This window comes from Serratia sp. JSRIV002 (assembly GCF_019968725.1).
In the GTDB taxonomy this organism is placed as follows: domain Bacteria; phylum Pseudomonadota; class Gammaproteobacteria; order Enterobacterales; family Enterobacteriaceae; genus Chania; species Chania fonticola_B.
Genome location: NZ_CP074143.1, coordinates 302,715 through 327,837 on the forward strand (window position 1 = coordinate 302,715; position 25,123 = coordinate 327,837).

General features: G+C 56.1%; 22 protein-coding genes and 4 tRNA genes. 18 read left to right on the plus strand and 8 right to left on the minus strand.

Translation table 11 applies throughout. The annotated features are described in order from the left end of the window. Nucleotides 1–5 precede the first annotated feature (5 nt). The 6 genes from wecG (at nt 6) to KGP26_RS01320 (ending at nt 3,144) form a co-directional block, all read left to right on the plus strand. Nucleotides 6–746, plus strand: a complete 741-nt coding sequence (gene wecG, locus KGP26_RS01295) for a lipopolysaccharide N-acetylmannosaminouronosyltransferase (RefSeq protein ID WP_021807753.1) — start codon at nt 6–8, stop codon at nt 744–746. A 349-nt stretch (nt 747–1,095) separates the two neighbouring features. Further along, nucleotides 1,096–2,499, plus strand: coding sequence for an amino acid permease (locus tag KGP26_RS01300; RefSeq protein ID WP_021807755.1), 1,404 nt, complete (start codon nt 1,096–1,098; stop codon nt 2,497–2,499). Between the two features lie 135 nt (nt 2,500–2,634). Next, a tRNA-Arg gene (locus KGP26_RS01305) sits at nt 2,635–2,711 on the plus strand. A gap of 70 nt (nt 2,712–2,781) precedes the next feature. After that, nucleotides 2,782–2,857, plus strand: a tRNA-His gene (locus tag KGP26_RS01310). Nucleotides 2,858–2,904: 47 nt separating this feature from the next. Continuing rightward, a tRNA-Leu gene (locus KGP26_RS01315) sits at nt 2,905–2,991 on the plus strand. Nucleotides 2,992–3,067: 76 nt separating this feature from the next. Continuing rightward, nucleotides 3,068–3,144: transfer RNA gene (locus KGP26_RS01320), tRNA-Pro, on the plus strand. 1,310 nt (nt 3,145–4,454) lie between these two features. Here KGP26_RS01320 and hemY read toward each other — a convergent pair. From hemY to hemC, 4 genes are read right to left on the minus strand one after another with little or no spacing between them, the layout of a single operon-like run. Then, the gene (gene hemY / locus KGP26_RS01325; RefSeq protein WP_223664926.1) at nt 4,455–5,648 is read right to left on the minus strand and encodes a protoheme IX biogenesis protein HemY; all 1,194 of its coding nucleotides are present in this window, start codon (nt 5,646–5,648) and stop codon (nt 4,455–4,457) included. Between the two features lie 3 nt (nt 5,649–5,651). Further along, a complete protein-coding gene (gene hemX, locus KGP26_RS01330) occupies nt 5,652–6,776 on the minus strand; it encodes a uroporphyrinogen-III C-methyltransferase (RefSeq protein WP_021807757.1) in 1,125 nt (374 codons plus the stop codon). A gap of 22 nt (nt 6,777–6,798) precedes the next feature. Beyond that, nucleotides 6,799–7,539, minus strand: a complete 741-nt coding sequence (gene hemD / locus KGP26_RS01335) for a uroporphyrinogen-III synthase (protein WP_094982254.1) — start codon at nt 7,537–7,539, stop codon at nt 6,799–6,801. Then, on the minus strand, nt 7,536–8,477 hold the full coding sequence (gene hemC / locus KGP26_RS01340; RefSeq protein WP_094982255.1) for a hydroxymethylbilane synthase: 942 nt from the start codon (nt 8,475–8,477) through the stop codon (nt 7,536–7,538). The genes hemD and hemC overlap by 4 nt, the downstream gene beginning before the upstream one ends. A gap of 314 nt (nt 8,478–8,791) precedes the next feature. Between hemC and KGP26_RS01345 the strand changes: the two genes are divergently transcribed. Beyond that, the gene (locus KGP26_RS01345) at nt 8,792–11,350 is read left to right on the plus strand and encodes a class I adenylate cyclase (protein WP_021181540.1); all 2,559 of its coding nucleotides are present in this window, start codon (nt 8,792–8,794) and stop codon (nt 11,348–11,350) included. Nucleotides 11,351–11,388: 38 nt separating this feature from the next. Here KGP26_RS01345 and cyaY read toward each other — a convergent pair whose 3' ends face one another. Then, nucleotides 11,389–11,709, minus strand: a complete 321-nt coding sequence (gene cyaY, locus KGP26_RS01350; RefSeq protein WP_021807760.1) for an iron donor protein CyaY — start codon at nt 11,707–11,709, stop codon at nt 11,389–11,391. Nucleotides 11,710–11,787: 78 nt separating this feature from the next. Between cyaY and KGP26_RS01355 the strand changes: the two genes are divergently transcribed. The 6 genes from KGP26_RS01355 (at nt 11,788) to uvrD (ending at nt 17,441) form a co-directional block, all read left to right on the plus strand. Further along, on the plus strand, nt 11,788–11,982 hold the full coding sequence (locus tag KGP26_RS01355) for a lipoprotein (protein WP_301178823.1): 195 nt from the start codon (nt 11,788–11,790) through the stop codon (nt 11,980–11,982). 69 nt (nt 11,983–12,051) lie between these two features. Then, nucleotides 12,052–12,876 (plus strand): diaminopimelate epimerase, encoded by an 825-nt coding sequence (dapF, locus tag KGP26_RS01360; RefSeq protein WP_021181537.1) that lies wholly within the window; start codon nt 12,052–12,054, stop codon nt 12,874–12,876. Continuing rightward, nucleotides 12,873–13,577 (plus strand): DUF484 domain-containing protein, encoded by a 705-nt coding sequence (locus KGP26_RS01365; protein WP_021807763.1) that lies wholly within the window; start codon nt 12,873–12,875, stop codon nt 13,575–13,577. Before dapF ends, KGP26_RS01365 begins: the two co-directional genes overlap by 4 nt. Next, nucleotides 13,574–14,485, plus strand: a complete 912-nt coding sequence (xerC, locus tag KGP26_RS01370) for a tyrosine recombinase XerC (RefSeq protein ID WP_021807764.1) — start codon at nt 13,574–13,576, stop codon at nt 14,483–14,485. The genes KGP26_RS01365 and xerC overlap by 4 nt, the downstream gene beginning before the upstream one ends. Beyond that, the gene (yigB, locus tag KGP26_RS01375) at nt 14,485–15,201 is read left to right on the plus strand and encodes a 5-amino-6-(5-phospho-D-ribitylamino)uracil phosphatase YigB (protein WP_223664927.1); all 717 of its coding nucleotides are present in this window, start codon (nt 14,485–14,487) and stop codon (nt 15,199–15,201) included. The genes xerC and yigB overlap by 1 nt, the downstream gene beginning before the upstream one ends. 77 nt (nt 15,202–15,278) lie before the next feature. Then, the gene (gene uvrD, locus KGP26_RS01380) at nt 15,279–17,441 is read left to right on the plus strand and encodes a DNA helicase II (RefSeq protein WP_223664928.1); all 2,163 of its coding nucleotides are present in this window, start codon (nt 15,279–15,281) and stop codon (nt 17,439–17,441) included. Between the two features lie 195 nt (nt 17,442–17,636). Here the strand turns inward: uvrD and KGP26_RS01385 are convergent, their stop codons facing one another. Beyond that, nucleotides 17,637–18,110: a WbuC family cupin fold metalloprotein gene (locus KGP26_RS01385; RefSeq protein ID WP_223664929.1), complete on the minus strand. Its 474-nt coding sequence runs from the start codon at nt 18,108–18,110 to the stop codon at nt 17,637–17,639. Nucleotides 18,111–18,318: 208 nt separating this feature from the next. Between KGP26_RS01385 and ysgD the strand changes: the two genes are divergently transcribed. The 3 genes from ysgD (at nt 18,319) to KGP26_RS01395 (ending at nt 20,701) form a co-directional block, all read left to right on the plus strand. Continuing rightward, nucleotides 18,319–18,390 (plus strand): YsgD/CorL family protein, encoded by a 72-nt coding sequence (ysgD, locus tag KGP26_RS30365; RefSeq protein WP_363136375.1) that lies wholly within the window; start codon nt 18,319–18,321, stop codon nt 18,388–18,390. Between the two features lie 166 nt (nt 18,391–18,556). After that, on the plus strand, nt 18,557–19,507 hold the full coding sequence (corA, locus tag KGP26_RS01390; protein WP_021807767.1) for a magnesium/cobalt transporter CorA: 951 nt from the start codon (nt 18,557–18,559) through the stop codon (nt 19,505–19,507). A gap of 132 nt (nt 19,508–19,639) precedes the next feature. After that, the gene (locus KGP26_RS01395) at nt 19,640–20,701 is read left to right on the plus strand and encodes an AbrB family transcriptional regulator (protein ID WP_021807768.1); all 1,062 of its coding nucleotides are present in this window, start codon (nt 19,640–19,642) and stop codon (nt 20,699–20,701) included. Here KGP26_RS01395 and rarD read toward each other — a convergent pair. Together rarD and KGP26_RS01405 are read right to left on the minus strand one after the other, a co-directional pair. Further along, nucleotides 20,693–21,580 (minus strand): EamA family transporter RarD, encoded by an 888-nt coding sequence (rarD, locus tag KGP26_RS01400; RefSeq protein ID WP_021807769.1) that lies wholly within the window; start codon nt 21,578–21,580, stop codon nt 20,693–20,695. The genes KGP26_RS01395 and rarD overlap by 9 nt on opposite strands. 101 nt (nt 21,581–21,681) lie before the next feature. Further along, nucleotides 21,682–22,152, minus strand: coding sequence for a thioesterase family protein (locus KGP26_RS01405; protein ID WP_021807770.1), 471 nt, complete (start codon nt 22,150–22,152; stop codon nt 21,682–21,684). A gap of 201 nt (nt 22,153–22,353) precedes the next feature. Between KGP26_RS01405 and pldA the strand changes: the two genes are divergently transcribed. Together pldA and recQ are read left to right on the plus strand one after the other, a co-directional pair. Next, complete coding sequence (pldA, locus tag KGP26_RS01410) at nt 22,354–23,232, plus strand: phospholipase A (RefSeq protein WP_021807771.1); 879 nt, start codon at nt 22,354–22,356, stop codon at nt 23,230–23,232. A gap of 55 nt (nt 23,233–23,287) precedes the next feature. Then, nucleotides 23,288–25,120: an ATP-dependent DNA helicase RecQ gene (gene recQ / locus KGP26_RS01415; RefSeq protein WP_021181526.1), complete on the plus strand. Its 1,833-nt coding sequence runs from the start codon at nt 23,288–23,290 to the stop codon at nt 25,118–25,120. Nucleotides 25,121–25,123: the final 3 nt, after the last annotated feature.

Consider the following 25,123-nt stretch of genomic DNA (forward strand, 5'->3'; position numbering starts at 1 on the left):
TGACAATGGAAGCAAACATTTCGGTTCCCAAGTATGAGCTGCGTGGTTTCAGCCTGTGGGGCTTTCGCAACATGGCGCAGTGCATGGATTTTCTGTTCGACGGTGGCAGGGTCAAGCAAGGCACCCTGGTGGCGATGAACGCCGAGAAAATCCTCAATGCAGAAACCGATCCGGCGCTGCATGCCCTGTTGGATGAGGCGGAGTATAAATATGCCGATGGCATCAGCATGGTGCGCTCCATCCGCCGCAAGTATCCTGGCGCGGAGGTGTCGCGTGTGGCTGGGGCCGATCTGTGGGAAGCCATGATGCAGCGTGCCGGGCAGGAAGGCACGCCGGTGTTTCTGGTTGGCGGCAAGCCTTCGGTGCTGGCAGAGACCGAGCAGAAGCTGCGTAGTCAGTGGAATGTGAATCTGGTTGGCAGCCAGGATGGCTACTTCAAACCAGAACAGCGGGATGCCTTGTTTGAACGCATTCGTGCCAGCGGCGCGGCTATCGTGACCGTGGCAATGGGATCGCCCAAGCAGGAAATCCTGATGCGGGATTGCCGCAAGGTACATCCACAGGCGCTGTATATGGGGGTTGGCGGCACCTATGACGTGTTTACCGGCCATGTGAAGCGTGCCCCCAAGGTGTGGCAGAATCTGGGCCTGGAGTGGCTCTATCGCCTGCTCAGCCAGCCGAGCCGTATACGCCGCCAGCTTCGGCTACTCAAGTTCGTCGGCTATTACTATACCGGCAAGATGTGATCCTCCGGCTGGAGCAGCCCATCTGTTGCTCCAGCGTCTGTTTTGCGCAAATAATCTCCCTGTCGGCCATAACGTGGTCAAAGCTATAACCTCGGTCAATCATTCCCTCGTCACTTATTCCATAAGGTTTTAATTCGCGGTTTGCTTATAGCGGCAAAATGCGAAACCATAACGCCCGCAAATTTCCCCAGGCCCTAGTGTCACTTCCTCGTCATTACATGGTGCGGATTGCTCGCCAAGTAGCGTTTTGCGCGGGTGGGGGATGAATTACACTCAACTTGTCTAAAACAATAATGACCGGCACCGATCGGCAGGCAAACAACATCATAAAAGATATGACTGAGGATTTATGGCAAGCAAAGAAAAACCACAAGGTTTACATCGCGGGTTAGAAGCGCGACATATAGAGCTGATCGCCCTGGGTGGGACGATTGGCGTGGGTCTGTTTATGGGATCGGCCAGTACGCTAAAATGGGCAGGGCCTTCAGTGTTGCTGGCCTATATCATCGCCGGCCTGTTTGTGTTCTTCATCATGCGTTCGATGGGGGAGATGCTGTTCCTGGAGCCGGTGGCGGGCTCTTTCGCCGTCTATGCGCACAAATACATGAACCCCTTTTTCGGCTATCTCACCGCCTGGGGCTACTGGTTTATGTGGCTTGCCGTGGGGATATCGGAAATCACGGCTATCGGCGTCTATGTACAGTTCTGGTTCCCTGAGATACCGCAGTGGCTGCCAGCGTTAATTGCGGTCGCCATGGTCGCGTTAGCCAACCTGGCGGCGGTGCGTCTGTACGGTGAGCTGGAGTTCTGGTTTGCCATGATCAAGGTTACCACCATTATCGTGATGATCCTGGTGGGCTTGGGGGTGATCTTCTTCGGCTTCGGCAACGGCGGGCAGCCGACCGGGTTTGCCAACCTGACGGCTCACGGCGGCTTCTTTGCTGGTGGCTGGAAAGGCTTCCTGTTTGCGCTGTGTATCGTGGTGGCCTCTTACCAGGGAGTTGAGCTGGTCGGTATTACCGCCGGGGAAGCCAAAAACCCGCAGGTAACGCTCAAACGGGCGATCAACAACATCCTGTGGCGTATTCTGATTTTCTATGTCGGTGCCATCTTCGTGATTGTCACCATCTTCCCGTGGAACGGTATCGGCACCGCTGGCAGCCCGTTTGTGCTGACCTTTGCCAAGATTGGTATTGTTGCCGCTGCGGGTATCATCAACTTTGTGGTGCTGACCGCCGCACTCTCCGGCTGCAACAGCGGCATGTATAGCGGCGGACGCATGCTCTATGCCTTGGCCAAGAACCGTCAACTGCCTGCGGCATTGACCAGGCTTTCTGCCAGCGGCGTGCCGGTCAACTGTATTGCCATCACCATCATTTGCCTGTTGGTGGGGTCGGCGCTGAACTACGTTATTCCCAATCCTCAGCAGGTGTTCGTCTATGTCTATAGCGCCAGCGTGCTGCCGGGCATGATGCCGTGGTTCGTGGTGTTGATCAGCCAGATCTACTTCCGCCGAGCCCACAAAGAAGCGATGAAGACTCACAGCTTCAAGTCATTTATGTTCCCTTACATGAACTACCTGACCATCGCTTTCCTGATTTGTGTGCTGGTTGGCATGGGGATCAATCCGGATACGCGGATTTCGTTGGTGGTGGGGATGATTTTCCTGGCTGCGGTGAGCCTGTGCTACTTTGTATTCGGTATGCACAAAGTCCATCATGAGCCTGAAAAGCGGACAGAAAGTCAGCGCTAAGCTTAAGAAAAGGGCCCTGTCGGGCTCTTTCTGCTGCAAGAGTGAGCAAAGGGTCAGCGAACTCAACATTTCTGAGAAAAAGCACTAGACAGGATGGGCATAAAACCGTAGTATCCCCACCCGCAACGGCGCTACGCGCCCGTAGCTCAGCTGGATAGAGCGCTGCCCTCCGGAGGCAGAGGTCTCAGGTTCGAATCCTGTCGGGCGCGCCATTAATTTTGTGCGCAGGAGCTGCGGTGGTATGATTACCGCGTGAAGTAAGCAGTAGATAAAGTAGTTATGGTGGCTATAGCTCAGTTGGTAGAGCCCTGGATTGTGATTCCAGTTGTCGTGGGTTCGAGCCCCATTAGCCACCCCACTTTACCTAGGGTAAAGTACAAGAATTGAAAGCTGTTTTGTGACAGTGCGAAGGTGGCGGAATTGGTAGACGCGCTAGCTTCAGGTGTTAGTGTTCTTACGGACGTGAGGGTTCAAGTCCCTCTCTTCGCACCACACACAAAATGTCTGATAAATTTAATATTTACATAGACATAGGCTGGAAAGTTCGGTAGTATCAGCAACAAGAAATCGGCGAGTAGCGCAGCTTGGTAGCGCAACTGGTTTGGGACCAGTGGGTCGGAGGTTCGAATCCTCTCTCGCCGACCAATTTCAAGAAAGCCCGCTTTAAAAGCGGGCTTTTTTACGTCTAGGATTTGTGTAGCCCGTTCAGCAATGAGCGGGTTTTTTGCTTTTTATACTGGCGGAAAGGGTGGGCGTCCGATACCTGAGATATCGTGCTGGCCCCTCACCCTAACCCTCTCCCACAGGGAGAGGGGACCGATCGAGTTCGTTGATTTCTCTAAGTAATGCCCTGTCTTTCTTCTAACTAATCACTCTCCGAAGCGGTACGGGCTAATCAAGGGCTCAGGGCAGCTCCCTCTCCCTGTGGGAGAGGGTTGGGGTGAGGGGAAGCAGACAACTTTAGAGCTGGCCTTACAAGGGAATGATCAGAAGGAAGCAGAGATAAGCGCTGGAAAAACGCTAGGGTGCGAAATGGAGGATAAACAATGCAACGACTTCTGGAGCATATCGGCATCATGCCGTTCTTGCCCCAGATAACAGTCGTTTTATTTCAGGCAGGCATTACGTCGGTAATCAGAGATTGATGGTGCCGAATGAGAAGTCTACGTTGTTGAAAACGGTGATGATTTTGTTAATCAGTTTCATAGTGACAGTCCCCAGAGAGTTATTAATAGTGTGATTCACGTCACACAAATAGGCTACACCTGGCCGCCAAATCGATCAAGTATTTTGTGATGTACCTCACAAAAATATTAAACCAGCGTTTTATTTTATCGCGAGTCGTTTTATCGAGCGGTTTTATCTTGGCAAACCCTACGAAATTTCAACCTGTCTCCTTTTGTCCTTTATGGGCATGCCTGCTGTCGTCAGTTTGAGACATTTAACCTGATGATTTTAATCAATAAAAGAGACTTCTCATTAACCCGTCGTTTTAAGGCGACAGGATCCGTAGAGGGGCAAATCGCAGCGAACGGGAGGGAAAAATCAGAGGGGTCAATGGGGATAATTTAAAATCGTTTAAATTCAAAATGATGAGTTAATTTTTTGCCTGTTGGCACTCAGCAGTTAAAAGTTGGCACGCCAAGTGCAATACCTCTATCGTAGATGCTCATTCCACTTCTTATGTTCGCCTTAGGCCTCATAAACCCAGGAATGATGCAGAGCCGATTTTAGGGTGCCTATTGCCCACCTGAACGATGAAAGGGTTGCTTGCAACGGCTTCATCACACTCCGGGCAAAACGTTGAGTGAGGCACCACCCCAGTTGTCCTAGACCTGATTGCTTCTTTTATACACTTGTCTCGCGGCAAGTGTTTTTTTTGCCCCAAGGAAAGTTTCAGGCAAAAAAAAGGGCCCAGCACGGCATGCTGAGCCCTGACAAGCCAACCGGGGAAGTTACTCGCCGTTTTGCTTGAGCGTTAACATCAGCCCTTCACGGCGCATCTGTGTGGCTTCATCGCTGCGGTGCAGCTTATCCAACGCATCTGCCAGCCAGGCGTAGTCATAGGCATCTGGCCGCTGTTGCAGTGCTGCATGGAACGCATCACTGGCTTGCTGCCATTCACCGTGTTTCATCAGTAACTGACCCAGCGTGCTGTTAAGCAACGGTGTCGCACCATGCTGCTTGATCTGTTGGCGTAACGCTTTTTCCAACTGCTCCGGGTTGCCAGATTTGATACGTGGGATCAACAACACCAGCCGCTCGTCGTATTGGCGTTTCAGACCGTCCAGCACAATGCTTTGTGCCAGTTCATGGTCATTACACTCAATAAGATGTTCCACCATCGCTACCTGTAGCGGGATTTCGTGGCGGATTTTACGGCTCTGATCTTTCCACCAGCGCTTCAACCCTTCACTGCCTTCATCGGCCATGGCCTGATTCATCAGGCCGATATAGGCCTGCTGCTGTAAAGCCTGCAGCTCTTCTTCACTGTGCAGGTTGATTTTGCTCATCGAAGGCAGAATTTCCAGCAGTGAGGCATAAGCTCCGGTACGCAGATAGGCCTGCTCCGCCAGCCGCAGCACTTCCGGGTGACGCGGTGCCTGGTTCAGCAAGCTATCGACGCCGTGCCGTGCCGCATGGGCTTCACCCTGAGCCAACTGAATACGCACGCGGGTAATATCTACCGGCAACTGATCGGTATCGGCAGCCTCTGCGGCACGCTCCAGATACTGATTGGTGCGGAAATCATCGCCACGTTGCTGTGCAGCTTCTGCCGCCAGCAGGTAGTTCACCACCGGTTGCTCGGCATGATCGGCATTGCGGGTCAGCAGTTTCTCTACCTGCTTGTAATCCCCTTCCGCCAGTTTGATCAGCGCCGCTTTGGTTTGTTTACGGGCGCGGCTGCGTTTGCGGCCAAGGAACCAGCCACGAGTGCGCTCGCCAGTGCGGAAGACGCGGCGCAGGATCCATTCGATGACAAACAGCGCCAGGAACAGCAGCACCGCCATAATCACCAGACCGGTGACGCTGGTTTCGACGTTGTAATTGTCGGTCTGGATCAGCACATAGCCTTGGTGCCCGGCCAGCATCGGCCCCAGCACCAGGCTGGCAATCAGCACCAGAAACAGGAATAACACGCGTAACATGGCTTATCCCTCCTGGTGAGTGGCAGGGGCCTGGGCCAACAGATTACGCACCCGGGTCTGCATCAGTTTTTCCAGCATCGGCTGGCTTTTCAGCTGGCCCGGTACGTCCATGGAGATCGATTGCTGGCTCAGGTTGTCCAACTCTTCCAGGAACGCCTTGGTAGCCGGATCGGTGGTATCGAAGTAGGCGCGTACCCAGGTTGATACCGTTTCCAGCGACTGTTTATACACTTCGTTCTGATGACGAGGGATAGCCTGTGCGGCAACCAGCAGGCGCGAACGGATATTCTCACGCAGATAGACATCCTGATTCGGCGCCAGCAGCGGTTCAGCACTGCTATCACGACGGCGGACGGTAATAAAGTCCGCCATAAAGTTGTGCCAGCTCTTGGTCAGGTTTTGACGCCATTCGCTCAACGAACTGGACAGTTCGCCGTCGTCTTCATCCATTGGCCGTTCATCACGGTTGTTATCCGCCAGACGCAGGTCGTCGACCTGATTGGACAGCTGGTTGACCTTCAGGATGATGCCGTCAAAATCTATCTGCGCCACGGCGGAAAGGGTTCCGACATCTTCGGTGATGGCGCGGCGAATATCGATCAGGCTCGGATCGTTCATCTCTGCCAGGCTGGCGTCGGCGCTTTTCAGCAGCGCAGCCGCGGTGGTGACATCCTGATCGCTCCACAGTTTACGGCCTGCCATTTTCACCAGGAAGTCCGCCTGTGCCAGCAGCCAGGTTTTGGCATCGCTGCCGGAAATGGTGGCAACCTTATCTTGCAGTTCATTGAGCTGACGCACCAGCGAAGTTTGCTCGCGATCGGTGGCCTCCAGCGTTTTACCCTGCTGTTGCAGCAAGCCTTCCAGTGCGCTCTTTCCCTGCTGCTGACTTTGTTTAAGCTCTGCCAACTGTTGTTGTAAAGCCTGGTTGGCGGCAATCAATGTCTGCGCCTGCTGGTGCGTGTGATAATAGCCGCCAGCACCCAGAGCGATGACGAGCACGATGGCAATCGCACCTAATACCGGGCCGGTGTTCTTGCCTTTCCGGTGGTCAGCGGCTGGCTGCTGGGGGCTCTCAACCGCTGGGTTTGATTCTTCAACCGCGGCGGATGGAGTGTTTTGTTCCGTCATAGTGGCACATCCCATAGTCAGGTTATTGTAGCGCGCGGATCAGCGCGTCATTATCTGCGTTTTCAGCTACCCGAATCGTGCTCCAACCCAGCTCCTGGGCAAGGGTAGCAAGACGTTCACTGACCACTATCAGGCGGCAACGTAACAGCCAGGAAGAGCGATAGTAATCAGGAACTAAAGTATAGAGCTGTTGTAACATTTCACCGCTGGTCACTACCAGCGTATCGATACCGGCGCGTTGCCAATGGGCACTTTGCTCACTGCCATCATAATGCACCGGGCTGCGTTGATAACATTCATAATAGCTTACTGCTGCACCCCGCTCAGCCAGCGTTTCGCCTAGGAGTTCGCGGCCGCCGTTGCCCCGCATGAGCAACGCTCGTTTACCGGTGAGCTGTTGCAACGCGGGTAGCAGCAAAAGCATTTCGCTGATTTCACGTTCACGCGGATAGTCTACCGGCAGGCTGCTGATGCGATGCATTGCCAGTGCGGTGGTGCGGCCAATAGCATAATAGGATAACTGGCCAGGCCATTGAAGCCCGGCACGATTGATGACCGAACTGGCATAGCTGACGGCGTGCTGCGACAGGGCAAACACCAGATCGCCCGCCTGCAACTCTGCCAGCCCCTGAGGTAAGCGGACAAGATCGTTACCGGGGGCGAAGTCGATCAGCGGCGCGTGAAAGGCAACCCGGCCAAGTGCGCGCAGGCGGCTCACCAGTTGTTCCCCGGCGGGAGAAGGGCGGGTTACCAGAATGGTCATGCCGGAGGATTTCCCTGATAAACGTCATGCAGGATCTCACGGGCACCGGCAGCCAACAGTTCTTCTGCCAGTTCTATACCCATTTGCTCAGCCTGTGCCGACGGGCCACGGCGTTCACCGCAGACCATCTGGCTGCCGTCGGGGGCACCGACCAGCGCACGTAACCACAGCTCATCGCCTGTCAGTTCGGCATAGCTGCCGATGGGAACCTGGCAGCCTCCTTCCAGGCGGGTGTTCATCGCCCGTTCTGCGCGGACACGAATTTCGGTTTCGCGATGGTTGAGAGGGGCCAGCAAAGCTCGGGTGACGTCATCGTCAAGGCGGCACTCGATACCGACTGCGCCCTGGCCGACGGCGGGCAAGGATTCTTCCGCGCTCAGCGGGCAGCGGATACGCTGTTCCAGACCCAGACGTTTTAGCCCGGCCACGGCCAGAATAATGGCGTCGTAATCGCCGTTATCCAGTTTACCCAACCTTGTGCCGACGTTGCCACGCAGATCGCGTACGATCAGATCCGGGCGACGGCGACGCAGCTGGCATTGACGGCGCAGGCTGGAGGTACCGACCACGCTGCCTAGCGGCAGTTGATCGAGCGAGGCAAAGTGATTGGAGACGAAAGCGTCACGCGGGTCGTCACGTTCACAGATGGTGACCAGCCCCAAGCCAGCGGGGAAGTCGACGGGGACGTCTTTCATCGAGTGCACGGCAATGTCTGCCCGGCCTTCCAGCAGTGCCAGTTCAAGTTCTTTGACGAACAGGCCCTTACCGCCAACCTTGGCCAGCGGCGTATCCAGAATGATGTCGCCGCGCGTGACCATAGGCACCAGTTCCACCTGCAGGCCAGGGTGGCTAGCCATCAGACGCTGCTGAACGTAGTGTGCTTGCCATAGGGCAAGTGGGCTCTGACGGGTGGCAATTCGAATAATTTTGTCTAACATGCTGGTTACCGTTTTTATAATTCGCCGTCCATCCTACCACTGAGGATCAAAACTGTCAGTGCAAGAAGCCACAGGCGGAGAAAGGACAACGGAATCAAAGGGGCGTGAGGAGAAGTTGGCGGCAGTTCACACAGCGGGTAAATCATTTATAGAAGTGCTAGGATAAGTGTGTCGCTTTACCTCCTTTACGGTCAATCAGCAAGGTGTTAGATTGATCACGTTTCCAGCAATAAGTCGTCAAAAATTCTTCTAAACTAAAGACGCAGCGGGAATACGGGTTTTTTTCAAGCATCGGGATAATCAGGCGAGACGTCTTGTACCTCTACATCGAGACACTGAAACAAAGACTGGATGCGATCAACCAACTACGTGTCGATCGTGCCCTGGCGGCCATGAAGCCCGCGTTCCAACGGGTCTACAGTCTGCTGCCTACCTTATTGCACCACCATCATCCACTGATGCCGGGCTACCTCAACGGTAACGTTCCCCATGGCATCTGTATCTACACGCCTGATGAAACCCAACAAGCCTATCTCAATGATCTAGAAGACAAATGGGGTAGCCCGTTTGAAAAAATGGCCACGGGTGAACTGCCGATTACGGCGCTTTATTCCATGGGCAGCACCTCCTCGATCGGCCAGAGCTGCACTTCGGATCTGGATATCTGGGTCTGCCACCAATCTTGGCTAGACAACGAAGAACGCAGCCGCCTGCAGCAAAAATGCAGCCTGCTGGAGAAATGGGCGGCCTCGATGGGGGTGGAAGTCAGCTTCTTCCTGATCGACGAAAACCGTTTCCGCCATAACGAAAGCGGCAGCCTGGGCGGAGAAGACTGCGGCTCGACCCAACATATTCTGTTGCTCGATGAGTTCTACCGCACGGCCGTGCGTCTGGCAGGGAAACGTATCCTGTGGAACATGGTGCCGGGCGAAGAGGAAGCGCATTACGATGAATATGTGCTTTCGCTCTATTCCCAGGGGGTACTAACCCCGAATGAGTGGCTGGATCTCGGCGGATTGAGCACGCTCTCCGCTGAAGAGTACTTCGGTGCCAGCCTGTGGCAGCTGTATAAGAGCATTGATTCGCCCTACAAGGCGGTGCTGAAAACGCTGCTGCTTGAAGCCTATTCATGGGAATATCCGAAAACTCAGTTGCTGGCGATGGGGATCAAACATCGTCTGCACCAGGGGGAGATCGTCTGCTTTGGCCTTGATGCCTATTGCATGATGCTGGAGCGCGTCACCCACTATCTGACTGAAATCAACGATACCACCCGCCTTGACCTGGTTCGCCGCTGCTTCTATCTGAAGGTCTGCGAGAAGCTGTCGCAGTCCAACAACGCCACTATCGGCTGGCGGCGGGAAATCCTCAGCCAACTGGTCAGTGAGTGGGGCTGGGACGAAGAGCGGTTGGAGATCCTCGATAATCGGGCTAACTGGAAGATCGAACGGGTGCGCGAAGCCCACAACGAACTGCTGGATGCGATGATGCAAAGCTATCGCAACCTGATCCGCTTCGCTCGCCGCAACAACCTCAGCGTCAGTGCCAGCCCGCAGGATATCGGAGTGTTGACCCGTAAACTGTACGCGGCCTTTGAGGCACTGCCGGGTAAGGTGACGCTGGTGAACCCGCAGATTTCACCCGACCTGTCAGAAAACGACCTGACCTTTATTCACGTGCCGATTGGCCGCGCCAACCGCACCGGCTGGTATCTGTATAACCAGGCACCGGAGATGAGCTCGATCGTCAGCCATCAGCCGCTGGAATATAACCGCTATCTCAACAAGCTGGTGGCCTGGGCCTATTTCAACGGCCTGCTCACTTCGCGCACCCGCTTGCATATCAAGAGTGGCAATATCTGCGACACCGCCAAACTGCAGGAATTGGTTACCGACGTGTCGCACCATTTCCCGCTGCGCTTGGCCGCTCCGACGCCGAAAGCGCTCTACAGCCCGTGTGAAATCCGCCATCTGGCGATTATCGTCAACCTGGAAAACGACCCGACGGCGGCTTTCCGTAATCAGGTGGTGCATTTCGATTTCCGTAAGCTGGACGTGTTCAGCTTTGGCCAGCAGCAACAATGCCTGGTTGGCAGTATCGATCTGCTGTATCGCAACTCATGGAACGAAGTGCGTACCCTGCATTTCAGCGGTGAGCAGTCGGTGCTTGAAGCGTTGAAGACCATTCTGGGCAAGATGCATCAGGATGCGGCACCGCCGGAATCGGTGGAGGTGTTCTGTTACAGCCAGCACTTACGTGGCCTGATCCGTACCCGCATTCAACAACTGGTTTCCGAGTGTATCGAGCTGCGTCTTTCCAGCACTCGCCTGGAGCCGGGCCGGTTTAAAGCGGTGCGTGTGGCCGGGCAAACCTGGGGCCTGTTCTTCGAACGCCTGAGCGTGTCGGTGCAGAAGCTGGAAAACGCCGTGGAGTTCTACGGGGCGATCTCCAACAACAAACTGCATGGCCTGTCGATCAAGGTGGAAACCGATCAGGTGCATTTGCCACCGGTGGTTGATGGTTTTGCCAGCGAGGGGATCATCCAGTTCTTCTTTGAAGACACCACGGATGATAAAGGCTTCAACATTTACATTCTGGATGAGTCGAACCGGGTTGAGGTTTATCACCATTGTGAAGGGAGCAAAGAGGAGTTGGTGCGCGACGTCAGCCGCTTCTATTCCTCCTCACACGATCGCTTTACCTACGGCTCCAGCTTTATCAACTTCAACCTGCCGCAGTTCTATCAGATTGTGCATATCGATGGCCGTACCCAGGTGATCCCATTCCGCAGCAATGCGCTGTCGAACCTGTGTATCTCGGTCGCCGACGGCAATGCCGCACAGCCTCTGAAGCAACAGTTCCAGCTGCATTAATGCTTGAGGGCGCAGTTGCTTGCGCCCCTCTGCAAAACTCAGCTAAAACTGACCGTCTCGCCGGACTGTGTGCTGGCCGCCTCACTCAGCAACTCATAAAATTCCCGGCCGCTGCGATCGCAATGCCAGCTCTCGTCACGATAGCTAAAGTGATAGCCACCGGCCTTGGTGGCCAGCCACACCTGGTGCAACGGCTCCTGACGGTTGATCACAATCTTGCTGCCGTTTTCGAAGCTTAGCGTCATCACCCCGCCGTTAGTTTCGTAATCGATATCCGCATCACCATCAAAATCGTCCAGGGTCTGTTCAATATTCAGCATTAGTTGGTCGGCCAACTGGTGAAACTCGCTATCGTTCATATTCGATTCCTATTGCTTTTCATGATCCACCTGCGATTATAGTGAGCTTGGACGCATGAATTACAGGCATTAATGCAAATGAAAAAACAACTACGCTATGCGCTGATGGCCGTTTTGCTGGCTGGGCTCTCTGGCTGTGGCCTGAAGGGCCCGCTGTATTTTCCACCGCAGGACAAACCGGCAGAGCAACCGGTAACCAGTGCTGGCACCGTTAGCAAAAACCAACAAGAACCCGCTGGCACTCAGCAGCAACCGTCGATGAGCAATCAGTAATGAGCCTTTATGGTGGTTGATGCCACCATAAATATCAGACGGTACGTCGTCCAGATAGCGGAGTATGATATGCAGTTCTCCAAAATGCACGGTTTAGGCAACGACTTTATGGTGGTCGATGCCGTTACACAGAACGTCTATTTTTCACCTGAGCTGATCCGCCGTCTGGCCGACCGGCATTTGGGCGTGGGTTTTGACCAGATGCTGGTGGTAGAACCGCCGTACGATCCCGAACTCGATTTCCATTACCGTATTTTCAATGCTGACGGTAGCGAAGTGGCCCAGTGTGGCAACGGCGCCCGCTGTTTTGCCCGCTTTGTGCGCTTGAAAGGCTTGACCAACAAACGTGATATCCGCGTCAGTACCCAGACCGGGCGCATGATCCTGAGCGTTACCGATGATGACTTGGTGTGTGTCAATATGGGTGAACCGAATTTCGATCCGCAGATCGTGCCGTTTCGCGCCACCAAAGCGGAAAAAACCTACATCATGCGCGCGGCGGAACATACGGTGCTGTGCGGCGTGGTCTCAATGGGTAACCCACACTGTGTGTTGCAGGTGGACGACGTGAAAACCGCCAAGGTGGAACTGCTGGGGCCGGTACTGGAAGGGCACGATCGCTTCCCGGAACGCGCCAACATCGGCTTTATGCAGGTAGTGAGCCGCGAGCATATCAAACTGCGGGTTTATGAGCGTGGTGCCGGTGAAACGCAGGCCTGTGGCAGTGGTGCCTGTGCTGCCGTGGCGGTGGGCATTCAACAAGAGCTACTGGCGGAAGAGGTGCATGTCGAACTGCCTGGCGGTAGCCTGCATATTCGCTGGAAGGGGCCAGGGGAGCCGTTATTCATGACCGGCCCGGCCACCCATGTTTATGACGGATTTATTCACTTATGAAGCAGGTTGACGATCGGATAGCCATGGGCGTTGAGCTTGATGATGACACGGTGATGCAATTTCTGATGCAGAATCCGGACTTCTTTATGCGCAATGCACGGCTGGTTGAACAGATGCGAGTGCCTCACCCGGTGCGGGGCACGGTATCTTTGGTGGAGTGGCATCTGGCGCGTCAGCGCAACCAGATCACCCAGTTGGAAGAAGAGATCACCTTGTTGATGGAGCAGGCCAGTGCCAACGAATCGCTGTTTGGCCGCCTGCTGCATCTACAGGCTGACCTGGCCACCGCCAGCAGCCTGCAGGATATGCTCAACCGCTTGCAGCGTTGGGCGCGCGGGTTTGGGCTGGCAGGGGCGAATATCCGCCTGTTTGCCGATCGCTGGAATATTGGCGCACCGTCGGATTTCACCCATCTTGGCCTGACGCGCTCGGCGTTTGAGCCGCTGCGTATTCAACGCCTGGGCGATCGCTATCACTACCTCGGCAACCTCAATGGCCCCGAACTGCTGCTGTTGCTGCCGCAGGCCAAACAGGTTGGCTCCGTGGCGCTGTCATTGCTTGGGGATCAGGGCGATCTTGGCATGGTGATCTTCAGCAGCCGCGATACTCAACATTATCAACAGGGGATGGGCACCGTGATGCTCGGCCAGTTGGCGCGTATGTTGCCAAAACTGTTGGAACGCTGGATAGAACGCGCATGACCGGCGTCGCGGCCAACCTGCAACCGCCGGTGGACGCTTTCCTGCGTTATTTAAAGGTGGAGCGGCAACTCAGCCCACTGACTCAGATCAGCTATTCGCGCCAGCTGCAGGCGTTGATCGCCATGGCAATCGAGCTGGGCATCAGCGAATGGCCGATGCTGGATGCCGCCAGAGTGCGTCAGCTGGCAGCCCGCAGTAAGCGCGCCGGGTTACAGTCTTCCAGCCTGGCGCTACGCCTCTCCGCATTACGCAGTTTTCTGGACTGGCTGGTCGGCCAGGGCGTGATAAGCGCCAACCCCGCCAAAGGCATCCGCACGCCGCGCAGTGGCCGTCATTTGCCGAAGAATATCGACGTCGACGAAATGAACCAACTGCTGAACATCGATCTCAACGATCCGCTAGCGGTTCGCGATCGTGCGATGCTGGAAGTGATGTACGGGGCCGGGCTGCGTCTGGCCGAACTGGTGGGGTTGGATTGCCGCCATGTCGATCTGGGCGGCGGTGAGATCTGGGTGCTGGGGAAAGGCAGCAAAGAACGTAAATTGCCGATAGGCCGTACGGCGGTTACCTGGCTGGAGCACTGGCTGGCGCTGCGCGATCTGTTTGCACCGCAGGATGATGCCATGTTCCTCTCCAATCAGGGCAAGCGCATCTCGGCGCGCAACGTGCAAAAACGTTTTGCCGAGTGGGGCGTCAAGCAGGGCGTCAACAGTCATATCCATCCGCACAAGCTGCGCCACTCTTTTGCCACCCATATGCTGGAATCGAGCGGCGATCTGCGCGCGGTGCAGGAGTTGCTGGGGCACGCCAACCTGACCACCACGCAAATTTATACCCACCTCGACTTTCAACATCTGGCGAACGTGTACGATGCCGCGCATCCACGCGCCAAACGAGGGAAATCCTGATGCACTTTTACCGTCCGTTACGCCCACTGGCCGCGCTGACTTTCGATCTGGACGACACGCTGTATGACAACCGCCCGGTGATCAAGCAGACCGAGCATGAGTCGGTGGCCTTTTTGCAGAACTACCATCCGGGATTAAGCCACTTTCAGTCGGCGGACTTCCACCGTTTGCGGCAGGAACTGCGTGAACAGGATCCGGAGATTTACCACGACGTTACCCAATGGCGCTGGCGGGCGGTCCACTTGGCGTTGAGCCGTCAGGGGCTGCGCGATGCTGAAGCGTCCATCGGTGCCGATGCCGCCATGCAGAACTTTGCCCTGTGGCGTAGCCGGATCGATGTGCCAGAAGCCACTCACGCGACCTTGCGGGCGCTGGGGCAACGTTATCCGCTGGTGGCGATCACCAATGGTAATGCCGATCCGGCCCAGTGCGGGTTGGAGCAATACTTCCAGTTTGTGCTGCGCTCCGGGCCAGATGGCCGCGCCAAGCCGTATCAGGATATGTATCAACTGGCGGTCGAAAGGTTGGGCGTGGCACCGGAACAAATCCTGCACGTCGGGGATGACCTGACCACCGACGTTGCCGGGGCGCTGCGTTCGGGCCTGCAAGCCTGTTGGATCAACGACCGTCAGCGGAGCCTGATGCTGGTAGCTGACAGCCGCCTGCTACCACATATTGAGATTTCGCAGTTGGCATCGCTGACAGCATTGTTATAATCCCAGCAGAACTCTGTATAAATTCCCAGTGGAAAGCGCGTGGAAGCGGGTTTTCCCTTTACCAATCAATGGTGCCTATGGACGTTTCCGACCTGCTCGACAGCATGAATGATAAACAACGTGAAGCCGTGGCTGCGCCACGCAGCAACCTGTTGGTGCTGGCCGGTGCAGGCAGCGGCAAAACCCGGGTGCTGGTGCATCGCATTGCCTGGCTACTGGCGGTGGAGAACTGCTCGCCGTACTCCATCATGGCGGTGACCTTCACCAACAAGGCGGCGGCAGAGATGCGCCACCGTATCGAACACCTGATTGGTACCAGCCAGGGCGGCATGTGGATCGGCACCTTCCACGGCTTGGCACACCGCCTGCTGCGCGCTCATCATATGGATGCCAACCTGCCGCAGGACTTCCAGATCCTGGATAGTGAAGACCAGCTGCGCCTCCTGAAACGCATAGTGCGGGCGCTGAACATTGACGAGAAGCAATGGCCGCCGCGCCAGGCGATGTGGTACATCAACGGCAAGAAAGACGATGGCCTACGTCCACAGCATATCGAAAGCTACGGCAACCCGGTCGAAGCCACCTGGTTGCGGATCTATCAGGCTTATCAAGAGGCTTGCGATCGTGCAGGGCTGGTCGATTTTGCCGAATTGCTGCTGCGCGCTCATGAGCTGTGGCTGAACAAACCACATATCCTCAATCATTATCGTGAGCGCTTCACCAATATCCTGGTGGACGAATTCCAGGACACCAACCGCATCCAGTACGCCTGGATCCACATGCTGGCCGGGGGTAAGGCCAACGTAATGATCGTGGGGGATGATGACCAGTCGATCTACGGCTGGCGTGGTGCGCAGGTGGAAAACATCCAGCGTTTCCTGAAGGATTTTCCCGGTGCAGAAACGGTGCGTCTGGAGCAGAACTACCGTTCGACCAGCACCATCCTGAAGGCTGCCAACACCCTGATCGCCAATAACGACGGGCGCATGGGCAAAAACCTGTGGACCGAAGGGGCCGAAGGCGAGCCGATCTCGATTTACTGTGCGTTCAACGAGCTGGATGAAGCCCGCTTTGTGGTTAACCGCATCAAGGCCTGGCAGGACAACTGCAGCGCGCTGAATGATTGTGCCATCCTGTATCGCAGCAACGCCCAATCGCGTGTGCTGGAAGAGGCCTTGTTGCAAACCGCCATGCCATACCGCATTTACGGCGGCATGCGCTTCTTCGAACGTCAGGAGATCAAGGATGCCCTGGCCTATCTGCGGTTGATCGCCAACCGTAACGATGATGCGGCCTTTGAGCGCGTTGTGAATACCCCAACGCGCGGCATTGGCGATCGTACCCTCGACGTAGTGCGCCAGGCGGCACGAGACCGCCAACTGACGCTGTGGCAGGCTACGCGTGCGCTGCTGCAAGATAAGGTGCTGGCGGGCCGTGCAGCGTCCTCCCTGCAGCGTTTTCTGGAGCTGGTGGACTCACTGGCCCACGAAACCGCTGAAATGCCGTTGCATGTGCAAACCGACCGGGTGATCCGCGATTCCGGGCTGTTCATTATGTATGAACAGGAAAAGGGCGAGAAGGGTCAGGCGCGTATCGAAAACCTTGAGGAACTGGTCACGGCCACGCGCCAATACAGCTACCAGGATGAAGATCAGGATCTGATGCCGTTGCAGGCCTTCCTGTCCCATGCCGCGCTGGAAGCAGGGGAAGGGCAGGCAGATGCCTATCAGGACGCGGTGCAGCTGATGACCCTGCACTCGGCCAAAGGGTTGGAGTTCCGCCAGGTGTTTATCGTCGGCATGGAAGAGGGGATGTTCCCAAGCCAGATGTCGCTGGACGAAGGTGGCCGCCTGGAAGAGGAGCGCCGCCTGGCCTATGTTGGCCTGACCCGTGCAATGCAAAAGCTGACGCTGACCTATGCGGAAACCCGCCGCCTGTATGGTAAAGAGGTGTATCACCGGCCATCACGCTTTATCGGTGAGATCCCGGAAGACTGTGTGGAAGAGGTGCGCCTGCGGGCCAGCGTCTCCCGCTCGGTAAGCCACCGCAGGATGGGGACGCCGATCAGTGAAAACGACACTGGTTACAAGCTTGGACAGCGCGTGCGCCATGCCAAATTTGGTGAGGGCACCATCGTCAACCTGGAAGGCAGCGGTGAACACAGCCGGTTGCAGATCGCGTTTCAGGGTGAAGGCATCAAGTGGCTGGTAGCAGCCTACGCCAAGCTGGAAACGGTGTAACATCCCCTCACCCCAACCCTCTCCCACAGGGAGAGGGAGCTCAAAGTCCCTGCTCTGTTGGAAGCAAGAAGATAATCTCAGCAAAAATTGAGTTTACCTTCACCTAAGGTGAGTCAACAAAAGTCCATGATGTATCACCGTTTTTTCAGTCCAACTCGATCGGTCCCCTGTGGGAGAAGGTGAGGGGGCAATAATTTAGTGAGTGAAACGATCGCCCACTTTGGCCGTCGCATACCAGCGCATCACTGCTTCGATCCCCTCGCCACCTTCCGGCGGAGCCCAGTGCATACAGTCTTCCTCGCCGAGCGCCTGATAAGGGCCCTGCTTCACTTCAAACACCACGCCACCCGGATCGACAGATAGCACGGCATGCCAGGTAAACGCCGGCATCTCCAGCACCTTGGTTTCTTCGCCTAGCAGGGTACGTTGGGTGACCACGCCTTCGTCATTGAACTGCAACACTACGAAACGGCCACGCAGCGGGGTGAGTAACTCCCAGGTCTGCGGGTGGCGGTGTGGGCGAATATAGGTGCCAGGCTCCATGGCAATTGCCAGGCGCTGCACCGGATCGCTCAACTCTTCATGCAAGGTACGGTGGGCACGCAGGCGTGGCAGTGTGGCAGCCTGTTCGCTCATGGTCGTCAAATCGTGGGCGGTAATCTGTTTCATTTCGTCAATCCGCAATATTTCTGTGCGCTAATCTTAGCAAGATTCGTGGCTGCGGTCAGAGATCGCGACGCGGTTTTCATTCAGGCGTGGTCCAGGTTGCGGGAGTGTTACAAACCGGCCTCAAGCGTGCTGAATTGTTGCGCGATTATCCACCCTAACCGGTTGACAGGCTTTTTCTTCTCGGCGTAACATGCGCGCACGAATATCAATGAGGACACACGCCTTGGACACACCCAGTAGATACTGGCTCACAGACCTGGACACCAGGTACAACTTCTAAGGCTATCCCATTGCGCTGATACCCTTCGTGGTTGTCGGCGACCCTCCCCAGCGTCGCTCCGAGTCAGATCTCTTCATGGTCTGGAACGAGCCGGTATTGCATACTTCCCTCGCTTTCTGTGCTTCAATGCGTTGTCTACCCCGTTACCATTAGGGAGTTTTGGCACATGCTAAGCGCTTTTAAATTAGATAACAGCCGCTTATCCCGTCTGGAGTTGGATGACTCAGATGATTTGACCTCGTCGCTGTGGGTTGACCTGGTCGAGCCGGAGGAGGGCGAACGCGAGCGCGTGCAAAATGAGTTGGGCCAAAGCCTGGCGACACGCCCCGAACTGGATGATATCGAAGCCTCGGCCCGTTTCTTCGAAGACGATGACGGCCTGCATATCCACTCCTTTTTCTACTACGAAGACGCCGAAGATCACGCGGGCAACTCTACCGTGGCATTCACCATCCGCGATGGCCGCCTGTATACCCTGCGTGAACGCGAACTGCCCGCTTTCCGGCTTTACCGGATGCGTGCGCGCAGCCTAAGAATGGTGGACGGCAACGCCTACGAGCTGCTGCTGGATCTGTTTGAAACCAAAATTGAGCAGTTGGCCGACGAGATTGAAAACGTCTACAGCGATCTGGAAAAGCTCAGCCGGGTGATTATGGAAGGACACCAGGGCGACGAATATGATGAAGCGCTGTCCACGCTGGCGGAACTGGAAGATATCGGCTGGAAGGTACGCCTGTGTCTGATGGATACCCAACGCGCGCTGAATTTCCTGGTGCGCAAGGCGCGTTTGCCAACCAGCCAGTTGGAGCAGGCGCGGGAAGTGCTGCGCGATATCGAATCCCTGCTGCCGCATAACGAATCGCTGTTCCAGAAGGTCAACTTCCTGATGCAGGCGGCGATGGGCTTTATCAACATCGAACAGAACCGCATCATCAAGATCTTCTCGGTGGTATCGGTAGTGTTCCTGCCGCCGACGCTGGTGGCCTCAAGCTATGGGATGAACTTTGAGTTTATGCCTGAGCTGCGTTGGTCCTTCGGCTACCCGGGGGCGATTGCACTGATGATCGTGGCAGGGCTGGCACCTTATCTCTACTTCAAACGCAAGAACTGGCTTTAAATCCGGCTCTCGTACGCTTCGGGTGGTGGTCTACACCACCGCCCCATTTTATCTTCAATGATCCCCGCTTTCGCCCGTTAAACCGGGGTAGAATATCCCCACTGCTTATCGGCTCGTAAGGCATGCGTCTTAATGGAGAAGTTTCCACGCGTCATTCAATGGCTGATCCTGCTGCTGGCTTCGCTGGTGTTGGGGTTTGGTCTACAGGCCTTCCATGTTCCTGCCGCCTTGTTGCTTGGGCCGATGATTGTCGGCGTCGCGATGGGGCTGCTCGGCGCTTCGGTGCGCATCCCTGGCCCCCTATTTATTGCTGCACAGGCGATCCTGGGTTGTATGATCGCCCAAAGCCTTTCGCCCAATATTCTTACCCCCCTGTTGGATGATTGGCCGCTGGTATTGCTGGTGCTGATCGCGACGTTGTTGGCGAGCGGCGTTTCCGGCTGGTGCCTGGTGCGTTTCAGTGGTCTGCCTGGCCCTACCGGTGCCTGGGGATCTTCCCCTGGCGGCGCATCGGCGATGGTGGCGATGGCGGGAGATTTCGGCGCAGATGTGCGGCTGGTGGCGTTTATGCAGTATCTTCGCGTGCTGTTTGTCGCGACGGCAGCAGCGGTCGTGGCGCGTATCGGCCTGGGAGATGAAGCTGGGCATGGGAGCGCCGCTCTGGAGTGGTTCCCCGCCCTCGACTGGCGCTTTGCCGGTACTTTGGCCGTAGCCGTTATCGGCTCCTGGTTAGGACCGCGCCTGCGCATTCCTTCCGGTGCGCTGATGTTGCCAATGATCGCGGGGGCGGCATTACATTCCACTGGCACCATGATGTTACAAGTGCCCGAATGGCTGCTGGCGCTGGCCTACACGCTGATTGGCTGGAGCGTCGGGCTGCGTTTTACCCGGGCCATCTTCCTGCTGGCATTGCGCACCTTGCCGCAGATGGTGGTCTCGATTGTCGCGCTGATGCTGTTTTGTGGCGGGCTGGGGTGGATGTTGACCCAGTTCCTGCCGGTCGATCTGTTGACGGCCTATCTGGCCACCAGCCCCGGCGGATTGGATACCGTGGCGATCATCGCCGCAGGCAGCCGGGTTGATATGACCTTTGTGATGGCGATGCAGACGCTGCGGCTGTTTACTATTTTGCTGACCGGCCCGGCGATGGCCAGATTCATCTCTAACCATGCCCAGCCGGTACAATCAACGTAGCTTTCGTTGCTGGTATAAGGCATCCAACAGGAACAACACCAACGCCGCCCAGATAAAGCCAAAGGTCACCAGCTTATCCTGGCCGATGGTCTCACCGTAGAAGGTGACTGCCAGCAGGAACATCAACGTTGGCCCGAGGTATTGGAAGAACCCGAGCGTCGACAGGCGCAGACGTGTGGCCGCTGCGGTAAAGAACAGCAGTGGCACGGTGGTGACCACCCCGGCGGCAACCAGCAGTAAATTCAGCGACCAGGGGTTGGCGCTCAGATGGCTGGTTGGGCTATCGGCAATCAGGAACAGGTAGATGGCGGCCACCGGCAGCAGCCACAGGGTTTCGATCAGCATGCCGGTTTGTGCATCAATGGCAATCTTCTTGCGCAGCAGGCCGTAGAAGGCAAAGCTGAAGGCCAGGCCAAGCCCGATGATCGGCAGCGAACCAAACTGCCACAGCTGTACCAACACCCCGGTAAAGGCCAAGGCTACGGCCACCCACTGCATACGGCGGAAACGCTCGCCCAGGAACAGCATCCCCAGCAGCACGTTCACCAGTGGATTGATGAAATAGCCCAGGCTGGCCTCCAGCATATGGTGGTTATTCACCGCCCAGATAAACAGCAGCCAGTTCCCTCCCACCAGCAGCGCGGTAACGGCCAGCAGCAGTAGCCGCTTGCGGTTTTTACAAGCGGCCCGCACCTGCGGCCAATTGCGGCCCAATGACACCAGCCCCAGCATAAAGAAGAACGACCAGATCACCCGGTGGGTGAGGATTTCATCGGCAGGGACCTGTTGGATCAGCTTGAAATAGGCGGGGGCGATACCCCAAATAAAATAGGCGGCCAGAGCAAAGAAAATGCCCTGCCGCGTCTGTTGTGCGTCCATGACGGTTACCGGGTGGGAAAAGGAGATGCGGTGATTTTACTGAAGATAACCGGCCGTGTCCCACAATTGTGTGGTGTATGGATCACAACCGGCTGGCACCCTTAGCCCACCAGGTAGGTGGCGGTGGCGCTGGCGATGTGTAAGCCATCGTGGTTGTGCAGCTCAACGCGTGCCACCGCCACTTTATTACCGCTGCGCAGTACGCTGGCGGAAGCAACAAAATGCTCGCCGCGGCCTGGGCGCAGATAGTCGACGCGCAGATCGATCGTCCCCATGCGCGATAAACGGGACGCCAGCTCTTCCTCGATCAGCGGGTCCTGACGCATCAGCACGCTGCCCACGCACGCTAGCCCGGCGGCAACATCCAGTACGGAAGCGATCACGCCGCCATGCAGGATTTTCTGGGCGGCATTGCCCACCAGCTTAGGTTGGTTAGTAAAGCTCAATTCAACGTAGTCATCCTCAAAGCGGCGAAGCTCCAGCCCCAATTCACGGTTAAACGGCATGTGATAGACGAAGATTTCGCCTATTTTCTGGCGGGCGGCCTCGAGGGTCAAAGTTGTGTGTGACATAGTTCCTTTCTTTATTTGAGTTCGGCCAGCCGATGTACTGGTCAGTCCAGGTTAATGACTTGTGGATTTTATGCTTATCTTTTGTTGCTTTCCAGGCCTGGCAGATAAATGTATTCACTAGTGCGGTAAAACCAGCAATGTGTGTAAAATAGCCTGCTTTTATTTCCGGGTTTTTCCTTATCTTTCGAGAGTGAAAAAATTATGCGCGTTCTGTCTGGGATTGTGATGGCGATGCTGTTTGCGCCAGTAGTGGTGCAGGCCGATGAGGCCACCGAGCAAAAGAATCTGAATAAACCGGCGGTTCGTGGCAGCATCATCGGTAACATGCTGCAACACTATGATAATCCGTTCACTCTGTATCCTTATGAAACGAACTACCTGATTTATACCGATACCAGCGATCTGAACAAAGAAGCGATCAAATCCTATAGCTGGGCGGAAAATGCCCGCAAGGATGAGGTAAAGTTCCAGCTCAGCCTGGCCTTCCCGATCTGGCGTGGCATTGCCGGTGAGAACTCGGTATTGGGAGCATCGTACACCCAACGTTCCTGGTGGCAGTTCTCCAACCATGACGAGTCCTCACCGTTTCGTGAAACCAACTACGAACCGCAAATTTTTGTCGGCTGGGCTACGGCGTATAAGTTTGCCGGCTGGACGTTGCGTGATATCGAAGTGGGTCTGAATCATGAGTCCAATGGCCGTGAAGATCCTACCTCACGCAGCTGGAACCGTGGCTATGCACGCCTGATGGCGCAGAACGGCGACTGGCAGGTCGAGGTCAAACCCTGGTTCCGCTTCTCGGAAAGCGACAGCAACGACGATAACCCGGATATCACCAAGTATATGGGCTATTACCGTCTGACGGTGGGCTATGCCTTGGGGGAAAGCGTGTTCAGTGCCGAAGGCCAGTACAACTGGAATAGCGGTTATGGCGGCGCGCAGGTGGGCTGGAGCTACCCAATTACCAGCCATGTTCGTTTCTATACCCAGGTGTTCAGCGGCTACGGCGAATCGATGATTGATTACAACTTCAAGCAGACACGGCTGGGTGTTGGTGTCATGCTTAACGATATTATGTAGTTTAGGTAATAACGGTGTCAGTCAGGCACCGTGATAGCGATAAATGGGGAAGTGTGTGTCAACCGCAGCAGTGATAAACAGAGAGTTGCTGGCAGAGCAGGTATTACGCGATACCTTCGGCTATCAGCAGTTCCGTCCGGGTCAACAAACGATTATCAACGCAATTATCGGCGGCCAGGATTGCCTGGTGGTGATGCCGACCGGCGGGGGTAAATCGCTGTGCTATCAAATCCCGGCGCTGGTGATGGATGGACTGACGCTGGTGGTATCCCCACTGATTTCCTTGATGAAAGATCAGGTCGATCAGCTCCTGGCCTATGGCGTTTCCGCCGCCTGCTATAACTCGACGCAAACGCGCGAGCAGCAGCTTGAGGTGATGGCAGGTTGCCGCAGCGGCCAGATCAAGATGCTGTATATCGCGCCTGAACGGCTGATGATGGACAGCTTCCTCGAACTATTGGATCACTGCCCGCCGGTGATGCTGGCGGTGGACGAGGCGCACTGTATTTCCCAGTGGGGCCACGACTTCCGCCCGGAATACCGCGCACTGGGCCAGTTGAAGCAACGTTTCCCGACCATGCCGGTAGTGGCATTGACGGCCACCGCCGATGAAGCCACGCGGGGGGATATCGTTCGCCTGTTGGCGCTAGACGAGCCGCTAATCCAGATCAGCAGTTTCGACCGCCCCAATATCCGCTACACGCTGGTGGAGAAGTTCAAGCCGCTCGACCAACTTTGGCGCTTCGTGCAGGACCAGCGCGGTAAAAGCGGCATTATTTACTGCAACAGCCGCGCCAAGGTGGAAGACACCACCGCACGTCTGCAAAGCCGTGGGTTGAGCGTTGGGGCCTATCACGCCGGGCTGGACAACGAACGCCGCTCCCAGGTGCAGGAGGCTTTCCAGCGTGATGATTTGCAGGTGGTGGTGGCTACCGTCGCCTTCGGTATGGGCATCAACAAACCTAACGTGCGTTTTGTGGTGCACTTCGATATTCCGCGCAACATAGAGTCCTATTATCAGGAGACTGGCCGTGCAGGGCGTGATGGCCTGCCAGCGGAAGCGATCCTGCTGTATGACCCGGCGGATATGGCCTGGTTACGCCGTTGCCTGGAAGAGAAACCGGCAGGGCAGCAGTTGGATATCGAACGCCATAAGCTCAACGCCATGGGGGCATTTGCTGAAGCGCAAACCTGTCGCCGCCTGGTGCTGCTGAACTACTTCGGTGAAGGCAAGCAGCAGGCCTGTGGCAACTGCGATATCTGCCTCGATCCGCCCAAGCGTTATGACGGCCTGGAGGATGCCCGTAAGGCACTCTCGGCGATTGGCCGCGTTGGGCAACGCTTCGGCATTGGCTATGTGGTGGAGGTGCTACGCGGCTCCAATAACCAGCGTATCCGCGAGTTTGGTCATGAAAAGCTGCCGGTGTACGGCATTGGCCGCGATCAGACCACCGAACACTGGACCAGCGTGCTGCGCCAACTGATCCATCTGGGCTTTATCACCCAGAACATAGCGATGCATTCGGCACTGCAACTGACCGAGGCCGCGCGCCCGGTGCTGCGTGGCGAAGTGGTGTTACAGCTGGCGGTGCCGCGTATTCAGAGCTTCAAGGTACGCAGCAGCGCCAATCAGAAATCCTACGGCGGCAATTACGATCGCAAGCTGTTTGCCAAACTGCGCAAGCTGCGTAAATCGATTGCCGACGAAGAGAACATCCCCCCGTACGTGGTGTTCAACGACGCAACGCTGCTGGAGATGGCCGAACAGATGCCGATCAGGGCCAGCGAGTTGTTGAGCGTCAACGGCGTGGGGCAGCGTAAGCTGGAACGTTTTGGTGCGCCATTTATGGCGCTGATCCGCGCTCACCTCGACGGTGACGACGAATAAGGA

Excerpts from the sequence above, each read along its gene's own strand:
- wecG (WP_021807753.1), top strand. The coding sequence starts at position 6 with ATGGAAGCAAACATTTCGGTTCCCAAGTATGAGCTGCGTGGTTTCAGC.
- KGP26_RS01300 (WP_021807755.1), top strand. The coding sequence starts at position 1,096 with ATGGCAAGCAAAGAAAAACCACAAGGTTTACATCGCGGGTTAGAAGCG.
- hemY (WP_223664926.1), bottom strand. The coding sequence starts at position 5,648 with ATGTTACGCGTGTTATTCCTGTTTCTGGTGCTGATTGCCAGCCTGGTG.
- hemX (WP_021807757.1), bottom strand. The coding sequence starts at position 6,776 with ATGACGGAACAAAACACTCCATCCGCCGCGGTTGAAGAATCAAACCCA.
- hemD (WP_094982254.1), bottom strand. The coding sequence starts at position 7,539 with ATGACCATTCTGGTAACCCGCCCTTCTCCCGCCGGGGAACAACTGGTG.
- hemC (WP_094982255.1), bottom strand. The coding sequence starts at position 8,477 with ATGTTAGACAAAATTATTCGAATTGCCACCCGTCAGAGCCCACTTGCC.
- cyaY (WP_021807760.1), bottom strand. The coding sequence starts at position 11,709 with ATGAACGATAGCGAGTTTCACCAGTTGGCCGACCAACTAATGCTGAAT.
- KGP26_RS01355 (WP_301178823.1), top strand. The coding sequence starts at position 11,788 with ATGAAAAAACAACTACGCTATGCGCTGATGGCCGTTTTGCTGGCTGGG.
- dapF (WP_021181537.1), top strand. The coding sequence starts at position 12,052 with ATGCAGTTCTCCAAAATGCACGGTTTAGGCAACGACTTTATGGTGGTC.
- KGP26_RS01365 (WP_021807763.1), top strand. The coding sequence starts at position 12,873 with ATGAAGCAGGTTGACGATCGGATAGCCATGGGCGTTGAGCTTGATGAT.
- xerC (WP_021807764.1), top strand. The coding sequence starts at position 13,574 with ATGACCGGCGTCGCGGCCAACCTGCAACCGCCGGTGGACGCTTTCCTG.
- yigB (WP_223664927.1), top strand. The coding sequence starts at position 14,485 with ATGCACTTTTACCGTCCGTTACGCCCACTGGCCGCGCTGACTTTCGAT.
- uvrD (WP_223664928.1), top strand. The coding sequence starts at position 15,279 with ATGGACGTTTCCGACCTGCTCGACAGCATGAATGATAAACAACGTGAA.
- KGP26_RS01385 (WP_223664929.1), bottom strand. The coding sequence starts at position 18,110 with ATGAAACAGATTACCGCCCACGATTTGACGACCATGAGCGAACAGGCT.
- corA (WP_021807767.1), top strand. The coding sequence starts at position 18,557 with ATGCTAAGCGCTTTTAAATTAGATAACAGCCGCTTATCCCGTCTGGAG.
- KGP26_RS01395 (WP_021807768.1), top strand. The coding sequence starts at position 19,640 with ATGGAGAAGTTTCCACGCGTCATTCAATGGCTGATCCTGCTGCTGGCT.
- rarD (WP_021807769.1), bottom strand. The coding sequence starts at position 21,580 with ATGGACGCACAACAGACGCGGCAGGGCATTTTCTTTGCTCTGGCCGCC.
- KGP26_RS01405 (WP_021807770.1), bottom strand. The coding sequence starts at position 22,152 with ATGTCACACACAACTTTGACCCTCGAGGCCGCCCGCCAGAAAATAGGC.
- pldA (WP_021807771.1), top strand. The coding sequence starts at position 22,354 with ATGCGCGTTCTGTCTGGGATTGTGATGGCGATGCTGTTTGCGCCAGTA.